This is a genomic window from Clostridium sp. CM038, assembly GCF_055081105.1.
On record NZ_CM143651.1, the window covers coordinates 19,517 to 41,092 of the forward strand.

Consider the following 21,576-nt stretch of genomic DNA (forward strand, 5'->3'; position numbering starts at 1 on the left):
TAATTTTGAGAGACTAATTTTATCTAACTCTTAGGAGTTAGATAATGAATAGTTTTTCTTAAAATGTTCTTTGAAAATTGCACAGTGAAAAAAGTTGTTTTAAAAAAATTAAAACTACGCAAGTAGTTTATAAATTAATTTAATACAATTTCGCAAAATTAATATAACCGTCTATGTAAATAGACAGAATCAAGGTCAAGCTACAAAGGGCGCATGGCGAATGCCTTGGCACTAGGAGCCGAAGAAGGACGCGTTAAGCTGCGATAAGCTTTGGGTAGGCGCAAATAGCCTGTGATCCAAAGATTTCCGAATGGGGGAACCCACATAGTAACAACTATGTACTGCATACTGAATAAATAGGTATGCAGAGGTAGACCCGGGGAACTGAAACATCTAAGTACCCGGAGGAAGAGAAAGAAACATCGATTTCCTAAGTAGCGGCGAGCGAAAGGGAAAGAGCCCAAACCCAGGTCTTTGATCTGGGGGTTGAGGATAGATCATAAATACTGCAATTCCTTAATTGAAGATAGCTGGAAAGCTGCTCCGCAGAAGGTAATAGGCCTGTAAATGAAAAGGAAAAACAGTCAGATCTAATCCAGAGTACCACGAGACACGTGAAACCTTGTGGGAAGCTGGGAGGACCACCTCCCAAGGCTAAATACTACCTAGTGACCGATAGTGAAGAAGTACCGTGAGGGAAAGGTGAAAAGAACCCCGGAAGGGGAGTGAAATAGAACCTGAAACCGTGTGCCTACAACCGGTCGAAGCACTTTATATGTGTGACGGCGTGCTTTTTGTAGAACGAGCCAACGAGTTACGATATGTAGCAAGGTTAAGTACTTAAGGTACGGAGCCGAAGGGAAACCAAGTCTGAATAGGGCGCATAGTTGCATGTCGTAGACCCGAAACCGGGTGACCTATCCATGGCCAGGATGAAGCGGAAGTAAAATTCCGTGGAGGTCCGAACCACGTTGGTGTTGAAAAACCATGGGATGAGCTGTGGATAGCGGAGAAATTCCAATCGAACTCGGAGATAGCTGGTTCTCCTCGAAATAGCTTTAGGGCTAGCGTCGATTAATTGAGTAATGGAGGTAGAGCACTGAATGGGCTAGGGGCTGACAACAGTTACTGAACCCTATCAAACTCCGAATGCCATATACTTTTATTTCGGCAGTCAGACTGCGAATGATAAGATCCGTAGTCAAAAGGGAAACAGCCCAGACCATCAGCTAAGGTCCCAAAGTGTAAGTTAAGTGGAAAAGGATGTGGGATTTCTAAGACAACTAGGATGTTGGCTCAGAAGCAGCCACTCATTTAAAGAGTGCGTAATAGCTCACTAGTCAAGAGATCCTGCGCCGAAGATGTCCGGGGCTAAAACTTACCACCGAAGCTATGGGTGTACACAATTGTGTACGCGGTAGAGGAGCTTTCTGTACTGGCTGAAGTCATACCGTAAGGAGTGGTGGACGGTACAGAAGTGAGAATGTTGGCATGAGTAGCGAGAGTTAAGTGAGAATCTTAACGGTCGAAAACCTAAGGTTTCCTGAGGAAGGCTCGTCCTCTCAGGGTTAGTCGGGACCTAAGCCGAGGCCGAAAGGCGTAGGTGATGGACAATCGGTTGATATTCCGATACCACCAATGGACGTTATTAGAAATGGGATGACGCAGGAGGATAAGATGTGCACACTATTGGATGTGTGTCTAAGCATTTAGGCGGAGCAAGCAGGCAAATCCGTTTGCTCTTAACGCTGAGATGTGATGGGGAAGGGAATTTATTCCCGAAGTATCTGATTCCACGCTGCCAAGAAAAGTCTCTATCGAGGATATTGGTGCCCGTACCGCAAACCGACACAGGTAGGTGAGGAGAGAATCCTAAGACCATCGGAAGAATTGTTGTTAAGGAACTCGGCAAATTGACCCCGTAACTTCGGGAGAAGGGGTGCCTACGTAAGTAGGTCGCAGAGAATAGGCCCAAGCAACTGTTTAGCAAAAACACAGGTCTCTGCTAAAGCGAAAGCTGATGTATAGGGGCTGACGCCTGCCCGGTGCTGGAAGGTTAAGGGGATTACTTAGCGCAAGCGAAGGTATGAACTTAAGCCCCAGTAAACGGCGGCCGTAACTATAACGGTCCTAAGGTAGCGAAATTCCTTGTCGGGTAAGTTCCGACCCGCACGAATGGCGTAATGATTTGGGCACTGTCTCAACAACACATCCGGCGAAATTGTAGTGCAAGTGAAGATGCTTGCTACCCGCGATTGGACGGAAAGACCCCGTAGAGCTTTACTGTAGCTTAGCATTGAATTTCGGTATTGTCTGTACAGGATAGGTGGGAGACTGAGAAACATGGGCGTCAGCCTGTGTGGAGTCATCCTTGGGATACCACCCTGACAGTACTGAGGTTCTAACTGGAGGCCATGAATCTGGTCACAGGACATTGTTAGGTGGGCAGTTTGACTGGGGCGGTCGCCTCCAAAAAAGTAACGGAGGCGCCCAAAGGTTCCCTCAGCGCGGTTGGAAATCGCGCGAAGAGTGCAAAGGCAGAAGGGAGCCTGACTGCGACACTTACAAGTGGAGCAGGGACGAAAGTCGGGCTTAGTGATCCGGTGGTACCTCGTGGGAGGGCCATCGCTCAACGGATAAAAGCTACCTCGGGGATAACAGGCTGATCTCCCCCAAGAGTCCACATCGACGGGGAGGTTTGGCACCTCGATGTCGGCTCGTCGCATCCTGGGGCTGAAGTAGGTCCCAAGGGTTGGGCTGTTCGCCCATTAAAGCGGCACGCGAGCTGGGTTCAGAACGTCGTGAGACAGTTCGGTCCCTATCCGTCGCGGGCGTAGGAAATTTGAAGGGAGCTGTCCTTAGTACGAGAGGACCGGGATGGACAAACCTCTGGTGCACCAGTTGTCACGCCAGTGGCATCGCTGGGTAGCTATGTTTGGAAGGGATAAACGCTGAAAGCATCTAAGCGTGAAGCCCACCCTGAGATGAGATTTCCCATAACTCGCACGTAAGTGCGGTGTTAGTAAGACTCCTGGAAGACCACCAGGTTGATAGGTTAGAGGTGTAAGCATGGTAACATGTTCAGCTGACTAATACTAATAAGTCGAGGGCTTGACCTAAATATATAATTAAAAGTAATGCGATATACTTCTTTCGTAAGAAAGAAGCGAGGCTTTGAGCGTGAGCGAAAAGACTAATTCACTGTGCAATTTTCAGAGAATATTTATATTCTCAATCTGGTGATTATGGCATGAAGGTAACACCCGTTCCCATACCGAACACGAAGGTTAAGCTTCAATGCGCCGATGGTACTGCAGGGGTGACCTTGTGGAAGAGTAGGTTGTCGCCAGGTAAGAAAAAACCGCTAAGTTATACTTAGCGGTTTTTAATTTGGTTAAAAAACTGAATTTATATTCGACTAAATTAAAATTTACATACTGTACTTAAAACTTTACCTATGCTATCATGAATTACTAAATTTGCTTGTTTGTCGTAAGGGGTAGAAGACTTGTTAATAAGAATTAAATTATTTCCACTGAAATATTTTATAAGATTTGCAGCGGGATATACCACAAGAGAAGTGCCACCCACAATTAGTGTATCAGCAATACTTATCGATTTAATAGAGCTGTTTAAGACAGACATATCTAAACTTTCGTCATAAAGAACTACATCTGGTTTAATAATACCACCACAGACATTACAGTTAGGAACTATGGTTTTACTATTTAACACATAATCTAAGTTAAAAAATTTATTGCATTTCATACAGTAATTTTTACGTATAGATCCATGAAGTTCGTATACAGTTTTGGATCCTGCCATTTGATGCAAACCATCAATATTTTGAGTGATTATAGCTTTTAATTTATTCTTTTCTTCTAGGGTAGATAATGCAATATGCGCATCATTGGGAATTGCATCTTCAAAAATCATGTTGGATTTATAAAATTTAAAAAAGTCCTCGGTATGATTTATAAAAAAAGAATGACTTAAAATAACTTCAGGAGGGAATTTCAAATCAGTTTCTATATTATATAGACCCTTTGCAGAACGGAAATCAGGAATACAACTTTCTGTAGATACGCCTGCACCTCCAAAAAAAACTATACTAGCAGTGTTTTTTATAATTGTTTTTAATAATCTATAGCACATAAGCTCAACTCATTAACTATAGTATAACAGTCTAAAAAAGTTAGTTGTTGTTAATAAGAAAATAAAATATAATAGGAACTTCAAAATCTACAAATATAGTTAAAAAACTATATACTTATCCTAGTGTATCAATATGTGATATTATTAGAATTAATAGTGAATAGTGGAGAGAAATGAGAATAAATTGAATATATGAGCCATAATTCAAATATACGATTATTTTGTTGTGTTAAAATAATTCTTGTCGTCGAAAGAAAGTGATGATGTCGGGTTTGAGGATGTTAACATATAAAAAAGTGTTGACAAAATTAAAACTAAACAGTAAAATAGTAGAAGTCGTCACATGACGGTAGATACGAATAACAAATTGGTCTTTGAAAATTAAACAGAGAAATAGGTAAAGATAGCGAAATAATATTTCGTTAAACCAGTTAATTACTTTAGTATAAAGTAAAATTTAGTCGTAAGACTAAAAGTATGTAATGAGCTTGCGTAACAACTTAACAGTTGTCGCAGATTAATCATTTCAACTAAAAAAGTGTAAACTTTTAAATTGAGAGTTTGATCCTGGCTCAGGACGAACGCTGGCGGCGTGCCTAACACATGCAAGTCGAGCGATGAAACCTTTCGGGGTGGATTAGCGGCGGACGGGTGAGTAACACGTGGGTAACCTGCCTCAAAGAGGGGAATAGCCTCCCGAAAGGGAGATTAATACCGCATAATATGTTTTGGTCGCATGATCGAAACATCAAAGGATTTTTCTTCGGAAAATTCCACTTTGAGATGGACCCGCGGCGCATTAGCTAGTTGGTGAGGTAACGGCTCACCAAGGCGACGATGCGTAGCCGACCTGAGAGGGTGATCGGCCACATTGGAACTGAGACACGGTCCAGACTCCTACGGGAGGCAGCAGTGGGGAATATTGCGCAATGGGGGAAACCCTGACGCAGCAACGCCGCGTGAATGATGAAGGCCTTCGGGTTGTAAAGTTCTGTCTTCTGGGACGATAATGACGGTACCAGAGGAGGAAGCCACGGCTAACTACGTGCCAGCAGCCGCGGTAATACGTAGGTGGCAAGCGTTGTCCGGATTTACTGGGCGTAAAGGATGCGTAGGCGGACATTTAAGTCAGATGTGAAATACCCGAGCTTAACTTGGGTGCTGCATTTGAAACTGGGTGTCTAGAGTGCAGGAGAGGTAAGTGGAATTCCTAGTGTAGCGGTGAAATGCGTAGAGATTAGGAAGAACACCAGTGGCGAAGGCGACTTACTGGACTGTAACTGACGCTGAGGCATGAAAGCGTGGGGAGCAAACAGGATTAGATACCCTGGTAGTCCACGCCGTAAACGATGAATACTAGGTGTCGGGGGTCGAACCTCGGTGCCGCCGTTAACACATTAAGTATTCCGCCTGGGGAGTACGATCGCAAGATTAAAACTCAAAGGAATTGACGGGGGCCCGCACAAGCAGCGGAGCATGTGGTTTAATTCGAAGCAACGCGAAGAACCTTACCTAGACTTGACATCCCCTGCATAACCCAGAGATGGGCGAAGTCCTTCGGGACAGGGTGACAGGTGGTGCATGGTTGTCGTCAGCTCGTGTCGTGAGATGTTGGGTTAAGTCCCGCAACGAGCGCAACCCTTATCATTAGTTGCTACCATTAAGTTGAGCACTCTAGTGAGACTGCCCGGGTTAACCGGGAGGAAGGTGGGGATGACGTCAAATCATCATGCCCCTTATGTCTAGGGCTACACACGTGCTACAATGGTGAGTACAAAGAGATGCAAGACCGCAAGGTGGAGCCAAACTCAAAAACTCATCCCAGTTCGGATTGTAGGCTGCAACTCGCCTACATGAAGCCGGAGTTGCTAGTAATCGCGAATCAGCATGTCGCGGTGAATACGTTCCCGGGCCTTGTACACACCGCCCGTCACACCATGAGAGTTGGTAACACCCGAAGTCCGTGAGGTAACCGTAAGGAGCCAGCGGCCGAAGGTGGGATTGATGATTGGGGTGAAGTCGTAACAAGGTAGCCGTAGGAGAACCTGCGGCTGGATCACCTCCTTTCTAGGGAGTAGATGTATTGACTTCGGTCGATGCAATAGAAGAATATTAATTTGTTCTTCAAAAATATCTATTGTAATTAATCGTACCTAGTTCTCTGTTTAATTTTGAGAGACTAATTTTATCTAACTCTTAGGAGTTAGATAATGAATAGTTTTTCTTAAAATGTTCTTTGAAAATTGCACAGTGAAAAAAGTTGTTTTAAAAAAATTAAAACTACGCAAGTAGTTTATAAATTAATTTAATACAATTTCGCAAAATTAATATAACCGTCTATGTAAATAGACAGAATCAAGGTCAAGCTACAAAGGGCGCATGGCGAATGCCTTGGCACTAGGAGCCGAAGAAGGACGCGTTAAGCTGCGATAAGCTTTGGGTAGGCGCAAATAGCCTGTGATCCAAAGATTTCCGAATGGGGGAACCCACATAGTAACAACTATGTACTGCATACTGAATAAATAGGTATGCAGAGGTAGACCCGGGGAACTGAAACATCTAAGTACCCGGAGGAAGAGAAAGAAACATCGATTTCCTAAGTAGCGGCGAGCGAAAGGGAAAGAGCCCAAACCCAGGTCTTTGATCTGGGGGTTGAGGATAGATCATAAATACTGCAATTCCTTAATTGAAGATAGCTGGAAAGCTGCTCCGCAGAAGGTAATAGGCCTGTAAATGAAAAGGAAAAACAGTCAGATCTAATCCAGAGTACCACGAGACACGTGAAACCTTGTGGGAAGCTGGGAGGACCACCTCCCAAGGCTAAATACTACCTAGTGACCGATAGTGAAGAAGTACCGTGAGGGAAAGGTGAAAAGAACCCCGGAAGGGGAGTGAAATAGAACCTGAAACCGTGTGCCTACAACCGGTCGAAGCACTTTATATGTGTGACGGCGTGCTTTTTGTAGAACGAGCCAACGAGTTACGATATGTAGCAAGGTTAAGTACTTAAGGTACGGAGCCGAAGGGAAACCAAGTCTGAATAGGGCGCATAGTTGCATGTCGTAGACCCGAAACCGGGTGACCTATCCATGGCCAGGATGAAGCGGAAGTAAAATTCCGTGGAGGTCCGAACCACGTTGGTGTTGAAAAACCATGGGATGAGCTGTGGATAGCGGAGAAATTCCAATCGAACTCGGAGATAGCTGGTTCTCCTCGAAATAGCTTTAGGGCTAGCGTCGATTAATTGAGTAATGGAGGTAGAGCACTGAATGGGCTAGGGGCTGACAACAGTTACTGAACCCTATCAAACTCCGAATGCCATATACTTTTATTTCGGCAGTCAGACTGCGAATGATAAGATCCGTAGTCAAAAGGGAAACAGCCCAGACCATCAGCTAAGGTCCCAAAGTGTAAGTTAAGTGGAAAAGGATGTGGGATTTCTAAGACAACTAGGATGTTGGCTCAGAAGCAGCCACTCATTTAAAGAGTGCGTAATAGCTCACTAGTCAAGAGATCCTGCGCCGAAGATGTCCGGGGCTAAAACTTACCACCGAAGCTATGGGTGTACACAATTGTGTACGCGGTAGAGGAGCTTTCTGTACTGGCTGAAGTCATACCGTAAGGAGTGGTGGACGGTACAGAAGTGAGAATGTTGGCATGAGTAGCGAGAGTTAAGTGAGAATCTTAACGGTCGAAAACCTAAGGTTTCCTGAGGAAGGCTCGTCCTCTCAGGGTTAGTCGGGACCTAAGCCGAGGCCGAAAGGCGTAGGTGATGGACAATCGGTTGATATTCCGATACCACCAATGGACGTTATTAGAAATGGGATGACGCAGGAGGATAAGATGTGCACACTATTGGATGTGTGTCTAAGCATTTAGGCGGAGCAAGCAGGCAAATCCGTTTGCTCTTAACGCTGAGATGTGATGGGGAAGGGAATTTATTCCCGAAGTATCTGATTCCACGCTGCCAAGAAAAGTCTCTATCGAGGATATTGGTGCCCGTACCGCAAACCGACACAGGTAGGTGAGGAGAGAATCCTAAGACCATCGGAAGAATTGTTGTTAAGGAACTCGGCAAATTGACCCCGTAACTTCGGGAGAAGGGGTGCCTACGTAAGTAGGTCGCAGAGAATAGGCCCAAGCAACTGTTTAGCAAAAACACAGGTCTCTGCTAAAGCGAAAGCTGATGTATAGGGGCTGACGCCTGCCCGGTGCTGGAAGGTTAAGGGGATTACTTAGCGCAAGCGAAGGTATGAACTTAAGCCCCAGTAAACGGCGGCCGTAACTATAACGGTCCTAAGGTAGCGAAATTCCTTGTCGGGTAAGTTCCGACCCGCACGAATGGCGTAATGATTTGGGCACTGTCTCAACAACACATCCGGCGAAATTGTAGTGCAAGTGAAGATGCTTGCTACCCGCGATTGGACGGAAAGACCCCGTAGAGCTTTACTGTAGCTTAGCATTGAATTTCGGTATTGTCTGTACAGGATAGGTGGGAGACTGAGAAACATGGGCGTCAGCCTGTGTGGAGTCATCCTTGGGATACCACCCTGACAGTACTGAGGTTCTAACTGGAGGCCATGAATCTGGTCACAGGACATTGTTAGGTGGGCAGTTTGACTGGGGCGGTCGCCTCCAAAAAAGTAACGGAGGCGCCCAAAGGTTCCCTCAGCGCGGTTGGAAATCGCGCGAAGAGTGCAAAGGCAGAAGGGAGCCTGACTGCGACACTTACAAGTGGAGCAGGGACGAAAGTCGGGCTTAGTGATCCGGTGGTACCTCGTGGGAGGGCCATCGCTCAACGGATAAAAGCTACCTCGGGGATAACAGGCTGATCTCCCCCAAGAGTCCACATCGACGGGGAGGTTTGGCACCTCGATGTCGGCTCGTCGCATCCTGGGGCTGAAGTAGGTCCCAAGGGTTGGGCTGTTCGCCCATTAAAGCGGCACGCGAGCTGGGTTCAGAACGTCGTGAGACAGTTCGGTCCCTATCCGTCGCGGGCGTAGGAAATTTGAAGGGAGCTGTCCTTAGTACGAGAGGACCGGGATGGACAAACCTCTGGTGCACCAGTTGTCACGCCAGTGGCATCGCTGGGTAGCTATGTTTGGAAGGGATAAACGCTGAAAGCATCTAAGCGTGAAGCCCACCCTGAGATGAGATTTCCCATAACTCGCACGTAAGTGCGGTGTTAGTAAGACTCCTGGAAGACCACCAGGTTGATAGGTTAGAGGTGTAAGCATGGTAACATGTTCAGCTGACTAATACTAATAAGTCGAGGGCTTGACCTAAATATATAATTAAAAGTAATGCGATATACTTCTTTCGTAAGAAAGAAGCGAGGCTTTGAGCGTGAGCGAAAAGACTAATTCACTGTGCAATTTTCAGAGAATATTTATATTCTCAATCTGGTGATTATGGCATGAAGGTAACACCCGTTCCCATACCGAACACGAAGGTTAAGCTTCAATGCGCCGATGGTACTGCAGGGGTGACCTTGTGGAAGAGTAGGTTGTCGCCAGGTAATGTGGCTGGATAGCTCAGTCGGTAGAGCAGAGGACTGAAAATCCTCGTGTCCCTGGTTCGATTCCTGGTCTAGCCACCAAGTTATGGCGCTATAGCCAAGCGGTAAGGTCAAGGTCTGCAAAACCTTTATTCCCCGGTTCAAATCCGGGTGGCGCCTCCAAAACACTTTGTAAATATTACAAAGTGTTTTTTTTGTGGTGTGCCCAGCAGGCTTGTGGAGCCAATAGGCTGAAAAGGGTCTATCTAACCTAACTAACGGAGGGTTGTACAATAAATATTTGAACCTAATTACACGATGTCTACCTACTTCATTATTTGTTATAGTAAATGGTAAAGTTTTGCTTATTTTAGATATGCTCAGTTAATTTTTTAGTGGATATAAATAAATAAAATATCTATAACTTTTATTTAAATTAAGAAATATAGCGAAAAAGCTAGAAATACCTATATTGATACATATGGATTAGTATAAATAACATATATGGGCATATATTATGGTATACGCACTATAGGGAGCTTAGTACAAGTAGATTAATATATGAAATGCTAGTATAATCACATATGTTGGTCACAAAACTATTTATATCTAGTATTTTTAATTGATTTAGGGGGTCTGGCTTTTATGTATAAAGAGATGGTTCAAAGAAAAAAGTTTCCAGCTATAGTATTGTTATTTATTACATTAATTGTATTTATATGCTTATCAGACGTATTCACTAAAGTAAGTATAGGCAGAATAAATATTAAGACGTTTGTAACTATGTTCTTTAATACACTAATGATTGCTCTTTGCTATATGGAGTTTTCAAAATGTAAGGTTAAGTATAAGTATTCAATCGTAGCAGATCAATTCATTATCCATAAGATAAAAGGTGAAGAGGTTAAAATACTAGAAGATATTAAATTAAAGGATATAGATTATATTGGTAAATATAAAAACTACAGTGCAGGTGTTCATATTAGTAGCAGTAAAAAGTATATTTGTTCTACGTTTATTGGGAGTAAGTTTTGTTGTATATATAAAGTAGGAGATAACTTTAAAAAATTTTATTTTGAGCCTAGTGATGGGTTTATGAACAAAATTAAATTACTAAAAGAAAAAGCATATTTTAAAAATAAATAATAGATATATATAAGAAGTATAATTGAGTTATGATTATACTTCTTTTTTATATGTGCCAGGCAGGGAATTAACTAGGTTGTGAAAGTCCACTGTGTGGGTCTGTAGTTGCCGATCACTAGCTGAAGACAAGGTATCAACTGTGAGGTGTGAGCTGAAGGAGGCCCTAGGTAGGGTTCCAACCTAAGGAATACGAATATTTAATGGATAATACTGTATTATTTGTAGAAAAAGAAACTATTTATTAAAGTAAAGGGTGAGAAAACAAAGGTAGACCGAGTATGGAAATTAAGTTTCTTGAGCTTTCATTTTATAGGTCCAAAGATTAAGTTAGGGTGTAGAATACATCCAAAATCTATTGCCAAGATGAGAAAGGGCTATTGGAGAATCTCCAACAGCCCAATTATGAGTCGCTCATTAACAAATGATACTTTAAAGAAACGTTTTAATTGCATATTATTTTAATTCAAGTCCAATTTCTTTTAATAAATCTTCTTTCTCAATAATATCGAGGCCTGTTAAGGCAAGAGCTTCTGCAGCTTTTATCATATTATTCTTACAAAAATCTGTTTGAGTTTCTAGAGCAAATGCAGGTGAGGGGCAACTCAACGAGGAATCTTCTGTAATAGATATGGATGGATATATGCATGGAGTAATATGACTTATAGAACCTATTCCCAGACCATATAGAGTATTTTTACAACAAGCAATATCGATGATGCCGCATTCTTTTAAGTTGTGTGTAAATATTCTTGATAAAGATTTATTAGTCAAAAGCTCTTGTGAAGGCAATTCAAATATGCTTATTTCTCCGGTTATATTCATTATTTGAGATAGTGATTGAATAAAGGTTACAATAGTTTTTTCTAGAGATTTAGCTTCTTTTAGGCTAGGAGCTTTTAAATAAAATTTGGCCTCTGATTCAGAAAATTCATTAATGCGTGAAGAGGCATTTTCTATAGAAATGCTATCAATAAAATACCTGTTGTGCAATCCTTTTAATAATTGACTTAATGTATTAAGTATAAATAAATAGGAATCCAAAGATGAAAGGTTACTAAGGGCTTCATTGTTATTATTAATAGTTTGGGTACATTTAAGTTTAAGTGGAATTGTAGCCATGGAGGTGCCGCTTTCCGCATTGCTTGTATCACAGTGAGGAGCAATAATAACATCCATATCATCAAAACATTTTTCCTTTGCTAAAGCTAATTCTGCGCCGTTTGTGTACTCGCCTGGGCATCCTAATAGAAGTACACTTCCACCGCTTTTAGATATTACTTTTGATAATCCTAATGCTGCCGCAATAGAAATGCTAGCATTCACGTTATTACCAAAAATATGACCTACATTTTCAGTAGACGTGTATTTGCATATATAGCATATCTTAGGGTGGCCATTTCCATATTGAGCATAAAAAGAAGTAGGAATATTACAATAGTTTTCTTGTATTTCAAAATCATGAGCTTTTAACATATTTATTATGTAAGAATAACCTTTATACTCTTTATAACTCGTTTCTGGATTAGTATAAAGATAATCTGATAAATTGTGGATATCTTCTTTTATACTGCTTATATAACTTATAATTTCTTGTTTCATAGCCTTCGCTCCTTTCAAAATGTTCATACCTATTAACACATTTAGTATAACCAAAGGTACATAAATATATTGATAATAATAAATAATATTTTATAAGTTTAAATAATAATTTTATATAGCTATTTATGGCATAAAATGTAGATAAATATATTTTAAATTATTAAGTGGACAAAATAAGAAACCGTACTTAGTTGAATAAAATATAGTATAAGAGGCTATACTGTAGGTAATTTTTAGTTAGCAAGTTTAAGGGGGAAATTATGAAAAAAGAAAAATGTATTATATGTAGAAAGCCTCTAAATGATGGTATAATAATAAATGGAAGAGGGATTTGCAATAATTGCGAAGGAAGAATTATAGAATCAAAGGCTAATACTGATTTTTATGAATATTACAAGAACTGTATAAGAAAGACTTTGGTGCAGTTTATACCAAGAGGAGTGACTAAGAATTGTCAAGATTACCACTTGTAGATGGAGTGTTAAAATATATAAAAGAAAAAAATGTTTCCTTTTGTATGCCAGGGCATAAGGGAGGGCTTGGTTTTTTTAAAACGATAAGAGGCAAGGAGCTTTACGAAAATTTTATAAAGGGAGATATTACTGAGGTCGATGGACTAGATAATCTCCACCATGCAGAAGGAATAATAAAAGAGTCTCAACAGTTATTGAGTGAATACTATGGAAGTATTAAATCTTATTTTCTAGTGAATGGTAGTACTAGTGGGAACTTAGCTATGATTTTTTCATCCTTCAATGAGGGTGACAAAATCATTGTAGAGAGAAATTGTCATCGCTCGATATTTAATGCCATTATTATGAGAAAACTAAAGCCAGTATATATTAAAAATGAAATTCATCCAAAATATGATGTTCCTTTTCCTTTAGATAAGGAGCATTTTTCCACTTTAATTAATGAAAATAAAGATGCTAAAGGGATTATTGTTACCTACCCTAATTATTATGGTATATGCTTTGATTTATCATACATTACTGAAATTGCTAGAAAATATAATATTAAGGTATTAGTAGATGCCGCTCATGGTGCGCATTTTGGTGCCAATAAGTTATTACCCGAAAACCCTTTGAAAATGGGAGTTAATATGGTAGTTATGAGTGCGCATAAAACTCTACCTAGCCTAACGCAAACAGCTTTTTTACATGTAGGAAAAGGCACGGATATCAGTAAGGTAGATTTCTATGCAAGTGCCTTTTTAAGTACAAGTCCATCTTATATGCTTTTGTGTTCTATGGATTATGCAAGATTTTATCTTCAAGAGTGTGGTGAAAATGATTATGAAGAGTTAATTAAAATATGTAAATTTAATAGAGAGAGAATCAATAGATTAGGCAAATTTCACATTATAGGTGAGGAAGATTTATTAGTTGTATCAGAGAATTCCACTAAATATGATAATAAGTATACTATAGATTTAACTAGGTATATATTAAATGTACCTAAGGGGTATAGTGGACATAAGTTATTAGAATATTTAAGAATAAACAATATTCAAGCTGAAATGAGTGATAGTAGAAATGTAGTTTTAATATTTTCACCCTTTAATAATCAGCAGGATTTTGAAGTGTTATACATAGCCCTGAAAAACTGTGATATGAACAATTTAAAGGGGAAATATGTAGAATTAATAGATTATGGTATGCCAATGCCAATTATGTACCCATATGAAGTAATGGATAGAGAAAAAACTATGGTAGAGTTAAAAAATTCACAGGGGAAAATAAGTGCAGTAGCAATAGTTCCATATCCACCAGGAATACCTATTGTAATGCCTGGAGAAAGACTAGATGAGGATACTATAGCTGTTATAGAATATTACTTGCAATGCAATGTAACAGTACTTGGAATTAATGATGGGAAAGTAGCAACAGTAGAAAAATAGACTATTAATATTGGTGGAGGGGATTGAATGGAAAGAGGGCGTCTAATAGCACTAGAAGGCCCAGATGGTTCAGGGAAAACTACTCAAATACAATTACTAGAAAAGCATCTAAAAGAATTGGGATTTGAAGTAGTAAGAACTAGGGAACCGGGTGGCACAGAAATTAGTGAGAAAATCAGAGAAATAATATTGGATAATGATAATTGTAATATGAGTTATATGTGCGAGGCATTACTCTATGCTGCGTCTAGGGCTCAACTAGTTAGCGAGGTTATAAAGCCAGCCTTAGACATGGGTAAGATAGTTATATGCGACCGTTTTGTATATTCTTCAATGGTGTATCAAGGCATTGGCCGCGGACTCGGATTGGAAAGAATAAAGAGCATGAATGAAGCCGCTTTAGATGGATTAGAAGCAGATTTAATATTTATGATTACTATCCCATATGAAGAAGGATTAAATCGAAAAAAAATGCAAAAGACTTTAGATCGTTTAGAAAATGGCGGGAATGAATTTCATAAAAAAGTTTTTGAAGGTTACTTAGAAATTTGTAGGAAATATGGTAAAATAGAAGTAATAGATGGTAATAGGAATGTAGATGAAATACATAAAGATATAATAAACAGAATAAAAAAAATAAAATTATAAAAAGGGTGGGGTTAAATGAAATTAGTTATTGCAATAGTACAAGATGATGATGCAAATGATTTAATTAAGGAAATAACAGACAAGGGTTTTAGGGTTACAAAATTAGCTACAACCGGAGGGTTTTTGAAATCAGGCAATACAACATTACTAATGGGTGTTGATAAAGAAAAGGTAGATGAAGTTTTAGCCATTATCGAGGAAGTATGTAAGGAAAGAAAGCAAATAATATCATCACCTTCACCTGTAGCTGGTTCTACTGGAGTATATATGCCATTTCCTATTGAAGTGGAGGTAGGTGGAGCAAATGTATTTGTAGTTGACGTAGACAAGTACATAAAGGTATAACTAATTAGAAGCAAGTATATATAAATCTATACTTGCTTCTATGTATGGAGGATCAAAATGAATTTTGAGAGCATAATAGGTCATAATAGTATAAAAAATCAAATAAGTAAATCTATAGAATCGGATAGGTTATCACATGCTCACCTTTTAGTTGGAGAGGATGGAATAGGCAAAAGTATAGTAGCTAAAAATATAGGGTTAAAGGTTTTAGGAAAAAATCAAGATAGACAATATGTTGATTTGGTAGAATGGAGAATAGAAAAAAACAAAAGTACCATAGGGGTTAATTCTATAAGAGCTTTAATTGAAGAAATTAACAAAAAACCTTATGAAGGTGATAGGAAAGTTATTATTATTTACAATGCCCATAAAATGACGGTGCAAGCTCAAAATGCTTTTTTAAAAACAATCGAAGAGCCACCTAAAAACGTGATTATACTTTTATTATGTGAAAATCTTGAAGTTATATTGGACACAATAAAATCAAGATGCCAAATACATAAACTAAAGAATTTAAACGTAGATGAGATGGAAGAGTTTTTAAAAATAAATTATTATGATTTATCTTTAGAGGAGATAAGGGTTGTTATAGCTTTTAGTGATGGAATACCAGGAAAAGCTGAAAAGTTTATTCAAGATAATAATTTCAAGGATATTAGAAATATTACCTTGGAAATATTGCTTAATCTTAATAAAGTTGGAACTGAAGAGCTAATTAAATATGAAAAAAAATTATCTAATCAAAAAGAAAATTTTGAAGAAATATTAACTGCATTTCTTTCGTATATTAGGGATACCATAATATATAAAGAAATTGAAGAAGAAGATTTAATTCTTAACATAGATAAGTTATTAAGTATAAAAGAATTGGCTAATATATTTTCATTTATTAAATTAAATGGTATTATAAGCATAATAAATGATACTAGGGAGAATTTAGTTAGGAACGTTAACCCGGGGTTGACGTTTGAAGTAATGCTATTTAAAATGCAGGAGGTTTAACGACATTTCAGAAGGTAAGGTTCCCACTTATATAAGTGGGAGTTACCTACCTTAGCAAAAATAAAACTTCAGTGGTAGTTAAATCCCCTTCTGAAGTCGTTAATATGCAGCTGCGAAGGAGATGATTTAACATGGTTACAGTAATAGGAGTACGATTTAAAAAGGCTGGTAAAATATATTATTTTAGTCCAAATGGTATAGATATTCAAAAGGAAAATAAGGTTATTGTTGAAACCGTAAGAGGGATAGAATTCGGAGAATGTGTTATTGGCATAAAGGAAATACGAGAAGATGATATAGTATCTCCCCTTAAATGCGTTATCAGAAAGGCTACAGATGGAGATGCAGAAAAAGACTTAGAAAATAAAAGAAAAGAAAAGGAAGCCTATGAAGTATGCTTAGATAAGATACATAAACATGAACTAGATATGAAACTCATAGATGTAGAGTATACTTTTGATAATAATAAAGTTATATTTTACTTTACAGCAGATGGAAGAGTGGATTTCCGTGAATTAGTAAAGGACTTAGCGGCGGTATTTAGAACCAGAATAGAACTTAGACAAATAGGAGTTAGGGATGAAGCAAAAATGATAGGTGGGCTTGGACCGTGTGGTAGACCTATGTGTTGTTCAACTTTTTTGGGCGAATTTGCACCAGTGTCTATAAAAATGGCTAAAGAGCAAAATTTATCATTAAATCCTACAAAAATTTCAGGTATTTGTGGTAGACTTATGTGCTGTTTAAACTATGAGCAGGACACATATGAAAGAATAAGAAAAACTTTACCTACTTTAGGATCCATAGTAGACACACCTTATGGTAGAGCAGAAGTTATTGGGAATAGTGTTGTAAAAGAAACTGTGAAAATTAAGATAAAACTTAATGGGAGCGATGAAGAAATAGTAGAGGTTAAAATCGAAGACTTAACATTAATTTCTGGAAGATATGAAGATTCTGTTATCGTGGAGAATATTAAATTGGAGTTAGATGGAAATGAGGAAGATTCATATGTTGTAAAAGAACTATTTAAAGATAACTAGGGGGGGGGAAGATGAAGTCGGTTATAAAAGTATACAATATGAATACTTCGGAGGATATTAGTAACATTAATGTAGCAATATCTAATAATCAAGGGGTAGTTGCTTGCCAAATAAATAGTGTAAGCAAAGAAATAGAAATAATATATGATGATTATTTTGTTTCATTGGATAATTTAATTGAGGCAATTGAGGTAGTCGGGTATACAGTTATATAAAGAAATCAGAGAAACTTTCTCTGGTTTCTTTTCTTTGTTTTTTGCTATGTTAAAAAGTAAAGTATAAATGGATTCATATGAATACGCATTTTAGAATTGGAGATAATAATTTTGAAGGGAGGCTTAAAATATGAAAAAATTAGCAGTGCAAAAGGGATTAAACCCAATTAAGGATTACTTGAGTGACGAGGGATATACAGTCAAAGAGTTTGATAATAGAAAAAAAAATGCAGGTAATTTTTTTAATAAATATGATGCTGTTATTGTCACGGGCGAGAATCAAGATATTATGGGTATAGAGAATACTATATCAAAAACTTCAATTATTAATGCAACTGGAATGACGGGTGAAGAAGTTAAGATGCAAATAGAAAAAAAATAGTATTTAACAAAAAGTAATATATTGGGATATAGAGGCTGTTAACTTACATTCAAAGGTTAACAGCCTATTTTTCTGTTGAAATACATTTAAAATATACTGATAATTTTTGCAAAAATATAAATTAGTTTTAAACAACAATAAAATAATTTGGAGGTATGAGAATTTTAAATTAAGTCAATAATTTAAATGTAAATCATTGACTAATAAATATGAAAGGGGTTTTAAATATGAGTATGAAAAAAGGAATAATTAGTATATCTACGATTGCTGTAGTAATGTTAGGAGTGTTTTTTTCTATGAAGTTCATTGGAGGAAGAGAAAATGTTGCTAATGTAAAATTACAAGATGATAGTATAGTGCAAAGCAATAAAATAATACCTACAGATAATAATGAGACGGTAACAAATAAAAATACTCAAGGGGAAAGCACTAATGAAATGGATGCTGCTTATATAAATGACAAAACTAACGTTGGAATGTATACTGTTAAAGAAAATGACACAGTGTTTAGTATAGTAAAAACGTATACACCTAGTCAGGACAAAAGCAAAATGGTTGAATTTATTAAAAGTAGGAATGGTATAAATGAATCTTACAAAATTGCAGCGGGTCAGAAAATAGTAATTCCTTATGAAAAAGCAATTAAAGATTCAACTGCTGTAGTTGAAAAAGCTAAAACAGATAAAACAGCTAAAACAGCTGTAGTTAAAAAATCTAAAACTGGTGACTACACTGTTAAAAGCAAAGATACATTAACTTCAATCGCCAAAAATAATATGACTTCATATAATGTGAAAAAAGCGATAGAAATGTTAAAAGAAACAAATAAAATTACAAATGAGGATGCTATAAAAGAAGGCACAATTATTAATATTCCAAAATAATAGCTATAAAAAAGAAGTGTAATTTTGAGTCTCTCAAAATACACTTCTTTATTTATAGTGCAAGTAATTGATGCATTAAATCATCTCCTGTGGAGTTACACAGCTTCGAAAAAAATGAATTAACGACGGTAAAGTTGAAACAAATATTAGTTTGTTAAATCCTAAGTATTTGCATTTTACTACTTTCAGCAAAAATAAAGTCACCATCCAAAGTTAGTAAAAAGTCTATATTATTGTACTCCGCAGTAGCTATGTGGAAAGCATCATTTACAGATAATAGGTTTTCACACATGAATTTTTTAACTAGAGATATACACTCTTCAGGAATGTTAAGATATTTTATATTTATAATTTTTTCTAGTTCTGAAATTATTTCTACGGACTTATTGTAATAGATATTCAATAAATCTCTTTTCATAGAATTTTTAGAAATATTATCAAAATACCTTTTATATGGAATATGAATAAGTCTGTCTTTTTTCTTTTCCTTTAATATTTTTGTATCATGACGGCTAAAGCTATTTGCTATAGATCTAATGTTGACGGCTGAGTTATAGGGTCTATTATTGCTTATTTTACATTGGATGTCACTAATGAACAATTTATAAAGTATTTTATTTAAAACTTCTGCAGAGATGATACTGGTAGTGTAAAACTCACAACTTCCTTCAGAAAGTTGCTTTAAGCATGATAAACAATCACTATGCTTAATATCATCATCATATATTAAGCTGAGCAAGAAGGAGGCATCTAATAAAACAGAATTCTTATTGAAAACTATATTTTTAAAAGGATATAATATTAATTGCATTTTTAACCTCATTATAATCGATTATTATATAATTAATGTATATTCAACAATGGTTACTAATAGTAGTTTTATAATAAATTAGATTGGTGATAAATAAAATAAAATATATTTATTATTTTATAATCTGTATTCTCTTGATTTAGCAACAAAAATTGAGGTATACTTCTGTTGTTGTTATGTATAAAGTAAATATAGATTTCATAGAAAGGAGATACATAATGGGGTTTTTAGGAGATGATGAAACTTTAGATGATCTTAATTTAAAGGGAATTCATGTTATTCAAAAAAAACATGCTTTCCGGTTTGGGGTGGATGCAGTATTACTTGCTAATTTTGCTAAAATAAGAAGAAATGCTAAAGTTGTTGATTTATGTACTGGTACAGGAATAATTCCTTTCATATTAGCAGGTAAAACATATGCAAGTAATCTAATTGGTGTGGAAATTCAAAAGGAATTTGTTGATATGGCGAATCGATCTGCACGATATAATAATTTAGAACATAAAATTAAATTTATAAATGGAGACTTAAAGGATATAGAACTCATTAAAAGCATTCCCAAGGCAGAAATTGTTACAGTTAATCCACCTTATAAACTTCAAAATTCAGGATTAATAAGTTTAGATGATAAGAATGCTATAGCAAGACATGAGATTTGTTGCACATTAGAAGATGTAATTATTGCATGTAGAGCTTTGTTGAAGGATAATGGACGGATGTATATGGTACATAGGCCTGATAGATTAGTTGATATTTTATGCGCTATGAGAAAACATAGAATTGAGCCTAAACGTATAAGAATGGTGCATCCTAGTGTAAATAAGGCGCCTAACATTGTACTCATCGAGGGACAAAGAGATGGAGGAACCTTTTTAAAATGGGAGCCCCCTCTTTATGTTCACACTGAGGATGGTGGGTATACTCAGGAAATTGCTGATATGTATAATTCAAATACAATAGAATATTAAATAATTTAAAGGTAGAGCCAATTAATGCAAATATTAAAGTAAAGGGTGATAAGAATGTCAGGAAAATTATACTTAGTTCCAACCCCTATAGGCAATTTAAAGGATATAACGCTCAGAGCATTAGAAGTGTTACAAAATGTAGATATAATAGCGGCAGAAGATACGAGGCAAAGCTTAAAATTACTAAATCATTTTAATATAAAAAAGCCACTTATAAGCTATCATCAACATAATGAACAAGGAAAAAGTCAAAATATAATTGAGCAGATAAAAGAAGGTAAAAATATAGCTATAATTAGCGACGCGGGATCGCCGGGAATATCAGATCCGGGAAGCGTAATAGTTTTAAAGTGTATAGAACAGAACATAGAATTCGTAGTGCTTCCTGGTGCTACTGCAATTACTACTGCACTTGTATATTCAGGACTTGATACTACAAAATTCATATTTAGAGGATTTTTACCTAGGGAAAATAAAGATAGAAAGCCTATTATTGATGATTTAATAAATAGGAGTGAAACTTTAATTTTCTATGAGGCTCCTCACAGACTCTTAAAAACTTTAGAATTTTTATATGAAAGTATTGGAAACAGAAAAATATCAATGTGCAGGGAACTTACAAAATTATATGAAGAGATAATTAGGTTGAGTTTAGAAGAAGCTGTGGAATATTATAAACAAAACGCCCCAAGAGGAGAATATGTATTAGTAGTTGAAGGTAAGAGTAAGGAAGATATAGATAAAGATGAAAGAGCTAAATGGGATTTACTAACTATAGAAGAACATATACAAAAACATATGGATGAGGGAATAAATAAAAAAGATGCAATGAAAAAAGTTGCAAAAGATAGAAATATGCCTAAATCAGAAGTATACAAGCATTCATTGGAAATTTAACCTATGTTCCCAATGAATACTTGCGCAAAATAGTGTTATAATAAAAATGTCGTTTTAAGAGTGAATAAATTATAAAAGTACATA

General features: G+C 37.1%; 15 protein-coding genes, 2 tRNA genes and 5 rRNA genes. 19 read left to right on the plus strand and 3 right to left on the minus strand.

Going from position 1 to position 21,576, the window contains the following annotated elements:
• Positions 1-193 precede the first annotated feature (193 nt).
• Both ACWJKS_RS00085 and rrf (ACWJKS_RS00090) read left to right on the plus strand, forming a co-directional pair.
• Positions 194-3,119: ribosomal RNA gene (locus tag ACWJKS_RS00085) — 23S ribosomal RNA — on the plus strand.
• A gap of 116 nt (positions 3,120-3,235) precedes the next feature.
• Positions 3,236-3,352: ribosomal RNA gene (gene rrf, locus ACWJKS_RS00090) — 5S ribosomal RNA — on the plus strand.
• Positions 3,353-3,423: 71 nt separating this feature from the next.
• Here rrf (ACWJKS_RS00090) and ACWJKS_RS00095 read toward each other — a convergent pair.
• Entirely contained in the window at positions 3,424-4,155 is a 732-nt protein-coding gene (locus ACWJKS_RS00095) for an NAD-dependent protein deacylase (RefSeq protein WP_462960202.1), read from the minus strand.
• Positions 4,156-4,704: 549 nt separating this feature from the next.
• On the opposite strand from ACWJKS_RS00095, the gene ACWJKS_RS00100 reads away from it, so the two are divergent.
• The 6 genes from ACWJKS_RS00100 to ACWJKS_RS00125 all read left to right on the plus strand — a co-directional run bounded on the left by ACWJKS_RS00100 (position 4,705) and on the right by ACWJKS_RS00125 (position 10,798).
• Positions 4,705-6,222 (plus strand): 16S ribosomal RNA (locus ACWJKS_RS00100).
• A 292-nt stretch (positions 6,223-6,514) separates the two neighbouring features.
• Positions 6,515-9,440 (plus strand): 23S ribosomal RNA (locus ACWJKS_RS00105).
• Positions 9,441-9,556: 116 nt separating this feature from the next.
• Positions 9,557-9,673 (plus strand): 5S ribosomal RNA (gene rrf / locus ACWJKS_RS00110).
• The 16S, 23S and 5S rRNA genes sit together here with 2 tRNA genes alongside, the layout of an rRNA operon.
• 5 nt (positions 9,674-9,678) lie before the next feature.
• A tRNA-Phe gene (locus tag ACWJKS_RS00115) sits at positions 9,679-9,754 on the plus strand.
• Between the two features lie 6 nt (positions 9,755-9,760).
• Positions 9,761-9,835, plus strand: a tRNA-Cys gene (locus ACWJKS_RS00120).
• A gap of 462 nt (positions 9,836-10,297) precedes the next feature.
• Entirely contained in the window at positions 10,298-10,798 is a 501-nt protein-coding gene (locus ACWJKS_RS00125; protein ID WP_165414588.1) for a hypothetical protein, read from the plus strand.
• A 453-nt stretch (positions 10,799-11,251) separates the two neighbouring features.
• Here the strand turns inward: ACWJKS_RS00125 and ACWJKS_RS00130 are convergent, their stop codons facing one another.
• Positions 11,252-12,397, minus strand: coding sequence for a zinc-binding metallopeptidase family protein (locus ACWJKS_RS00130; RefSeq protein WP_462960203.1), 1,146 nt, complete (start codon positions 12,395-12,397; stop codon positions 11,252-11,254).
• A 260-nt stretch (positions 12,398-12,657) separates the two neighbouring features.
• Here ACWJKS_RS00130 and ACWJKS_RS00135 point away from each other — a divergent pair, with 260 nt between their 5' ends.
• The 9 genes from ACWJKS_RS00135 (at position 12,658) to ACWJKS_RS00175 (ending at position 18,816) form a co-directional block, all read left to right on the plus strand.
• Positions 12,658-12,870: a sigma factor G inhibitor Gin gene (locus tag ACWJKS_RS00135; protein ID WP_462960204.1), complete on the plus strand. Its 213-nt coding sequence runs from the start codon at positions 12,658-12,660 to the stop codon at positions 12,868-12,870.
• Entirely contained in the window at positions 12,849-14,297 is a 1,449-nt protein-coding gene (locus ACWJKS_RS00140; RefSeq protein WP_462960205.1) for an aminotransferase class I/II-fold pyridoxal phosphate-dependent enzyme, read from the plus strand. The genes ACWJKS_RS00135 and ACWJKS_RS00140 overlap by 22 nt, the downstream gene beginning before the upstream one ends.
• Positions 14,298-14,324: 27 nt before the next feature.
• Positions 14,325-14,945: a dTMP kinase gene (gene tmk, locus ACWJKS_RS00145; RefSeq protein WP_165414584.1), complete on the plus strand. Its 621-nt coding sequence runs from the start codon at positions 14,325-14,327 to the stop codon at positions 14,943-14,945.
• A 15-nt stretch (positions 14,946-14,960) separates the two neighbouring features.
• Positions 14,961-15,290 carry a cyclic-di-AMP receptor gene (locus tag ACWJKS_RS00150; RefSeq protein ID WP_165414583.1) on the plus strand — a complete coding sequence of 110 codons (330 nt, stop codon included), beginning with the start codon at positions 14,961-14,963 and terminating at the stop codon, positions 15,288-15,290.
• Positions 15,291-15,347: 57 nt separating this feature from the next.
• Positions 15,348-16,292 (plus strand): DNA polymerase III subunit delta', encoded by a 945-nt coding sequence (locus ACWJKS_RS00155; protein WP_165414582.1) that lies wholly within the window; start codon positions 15,348-15,350, stop codon positions 16,290-16,292.
• A 131-nt stretch (positions 16,293-16,423) separates the two neighbouring features.
• Positions 16,424-17,335, plus strand: coding sequence for a PSP1 domain-containing protein (locus ACWJKS_RS00160; RefSeq protein ID WP_165414581.1), 912 nt, complete (start codon positions 16,424-16,426; stop codon positions 17,333-17,335).
• A gap of 11 nt (positions 17,336-17,346) precedes the next feature.
• A complete protein-coding gene (locus ACWJKS_RS00165; protein ID WP_165414580.1) occupies positions 17,347-17,550 on the plus strand; it encodes a heavy-metal-associated domain-containing protein in 204 nt (67 codons plus the stop codon).
• Positions 17,551-17,680: 130 nt separating this feature from the next.
• Positions 17,681-17,932 (plus strand): YkuS family protein, encoded by a 252-nt coding sequence (locus ACWJKS_RS00170; protein WP_165414579.1) that lies wholly within the window; start codon positions 17,681-17,683, stop codon positions 17,930-17,932.
• A gap of 227 nt (positions 17,933-18,159) precedes the next feature.
• Positions 18,160-18,816: a LysM peptidoglycan-binding domain-containing protein gene (locus tag ACWJKS_RS00175; protein ID WP_216304499.1), complete on the plus strand. Its 657-nt coding sequence runs from the start codon at positions 18,160-18,162 to the stop codon at positions 18,814-18,816.
• Positions 18,817-18,970: 154 nt separating this feature from the next.
• Here ACWJKS_RS00175 and ACWJKS_RS00180 read toward each other — a convergent pair whose 3' ends face one another.
• Entirely contained in the window at positions 18,971-19,627 is a 657-nt protein-coding gene (locus ACWJKS_RS00180) for a PIN domain-containing protein (RefSeq protein ID WP_216304498.1), read from the minus strand.
• A gap of 218 nt (positions 19,628-19,845) precedes the next feature.
• On the opposite strand from ACWJKS_RS00180, the gene ACWJKS_RS00185 reads away from it, so the two are divergent.
• Both ACWJKS_RS00185 and rsmI read left to right on the plus strand, forming a co-directional pair.
• Positions 19,846-20,595, plus strand: a complete 750-nt coding sequence (locus tag ACWJKS_RS00185; RefSeq protein ID WP_165414576.1) for a tRNA1(Val) (adenine(37)-N6)-methyltransferase — start codon at positions 19,846-19,848, stop codon at positions 20,593-20,595.
• 54 nt (positions 20,596-20,649) lie between these two features.
• Positions 20,650-21,492, plus strand: coding sequence for a 16S rRNA (cytidine(1402)-2'-O)-methyltransferase (gene rsmI / locus ACWJKS_RS00190; RefSeq protein WP_165414575.1), 843 nt, complete (start codon positions 20,650-20,652; stop codon positions 21,490-21,492).
• Positions 21,493-21,576 lie beyond the last annotated feature (84 nt).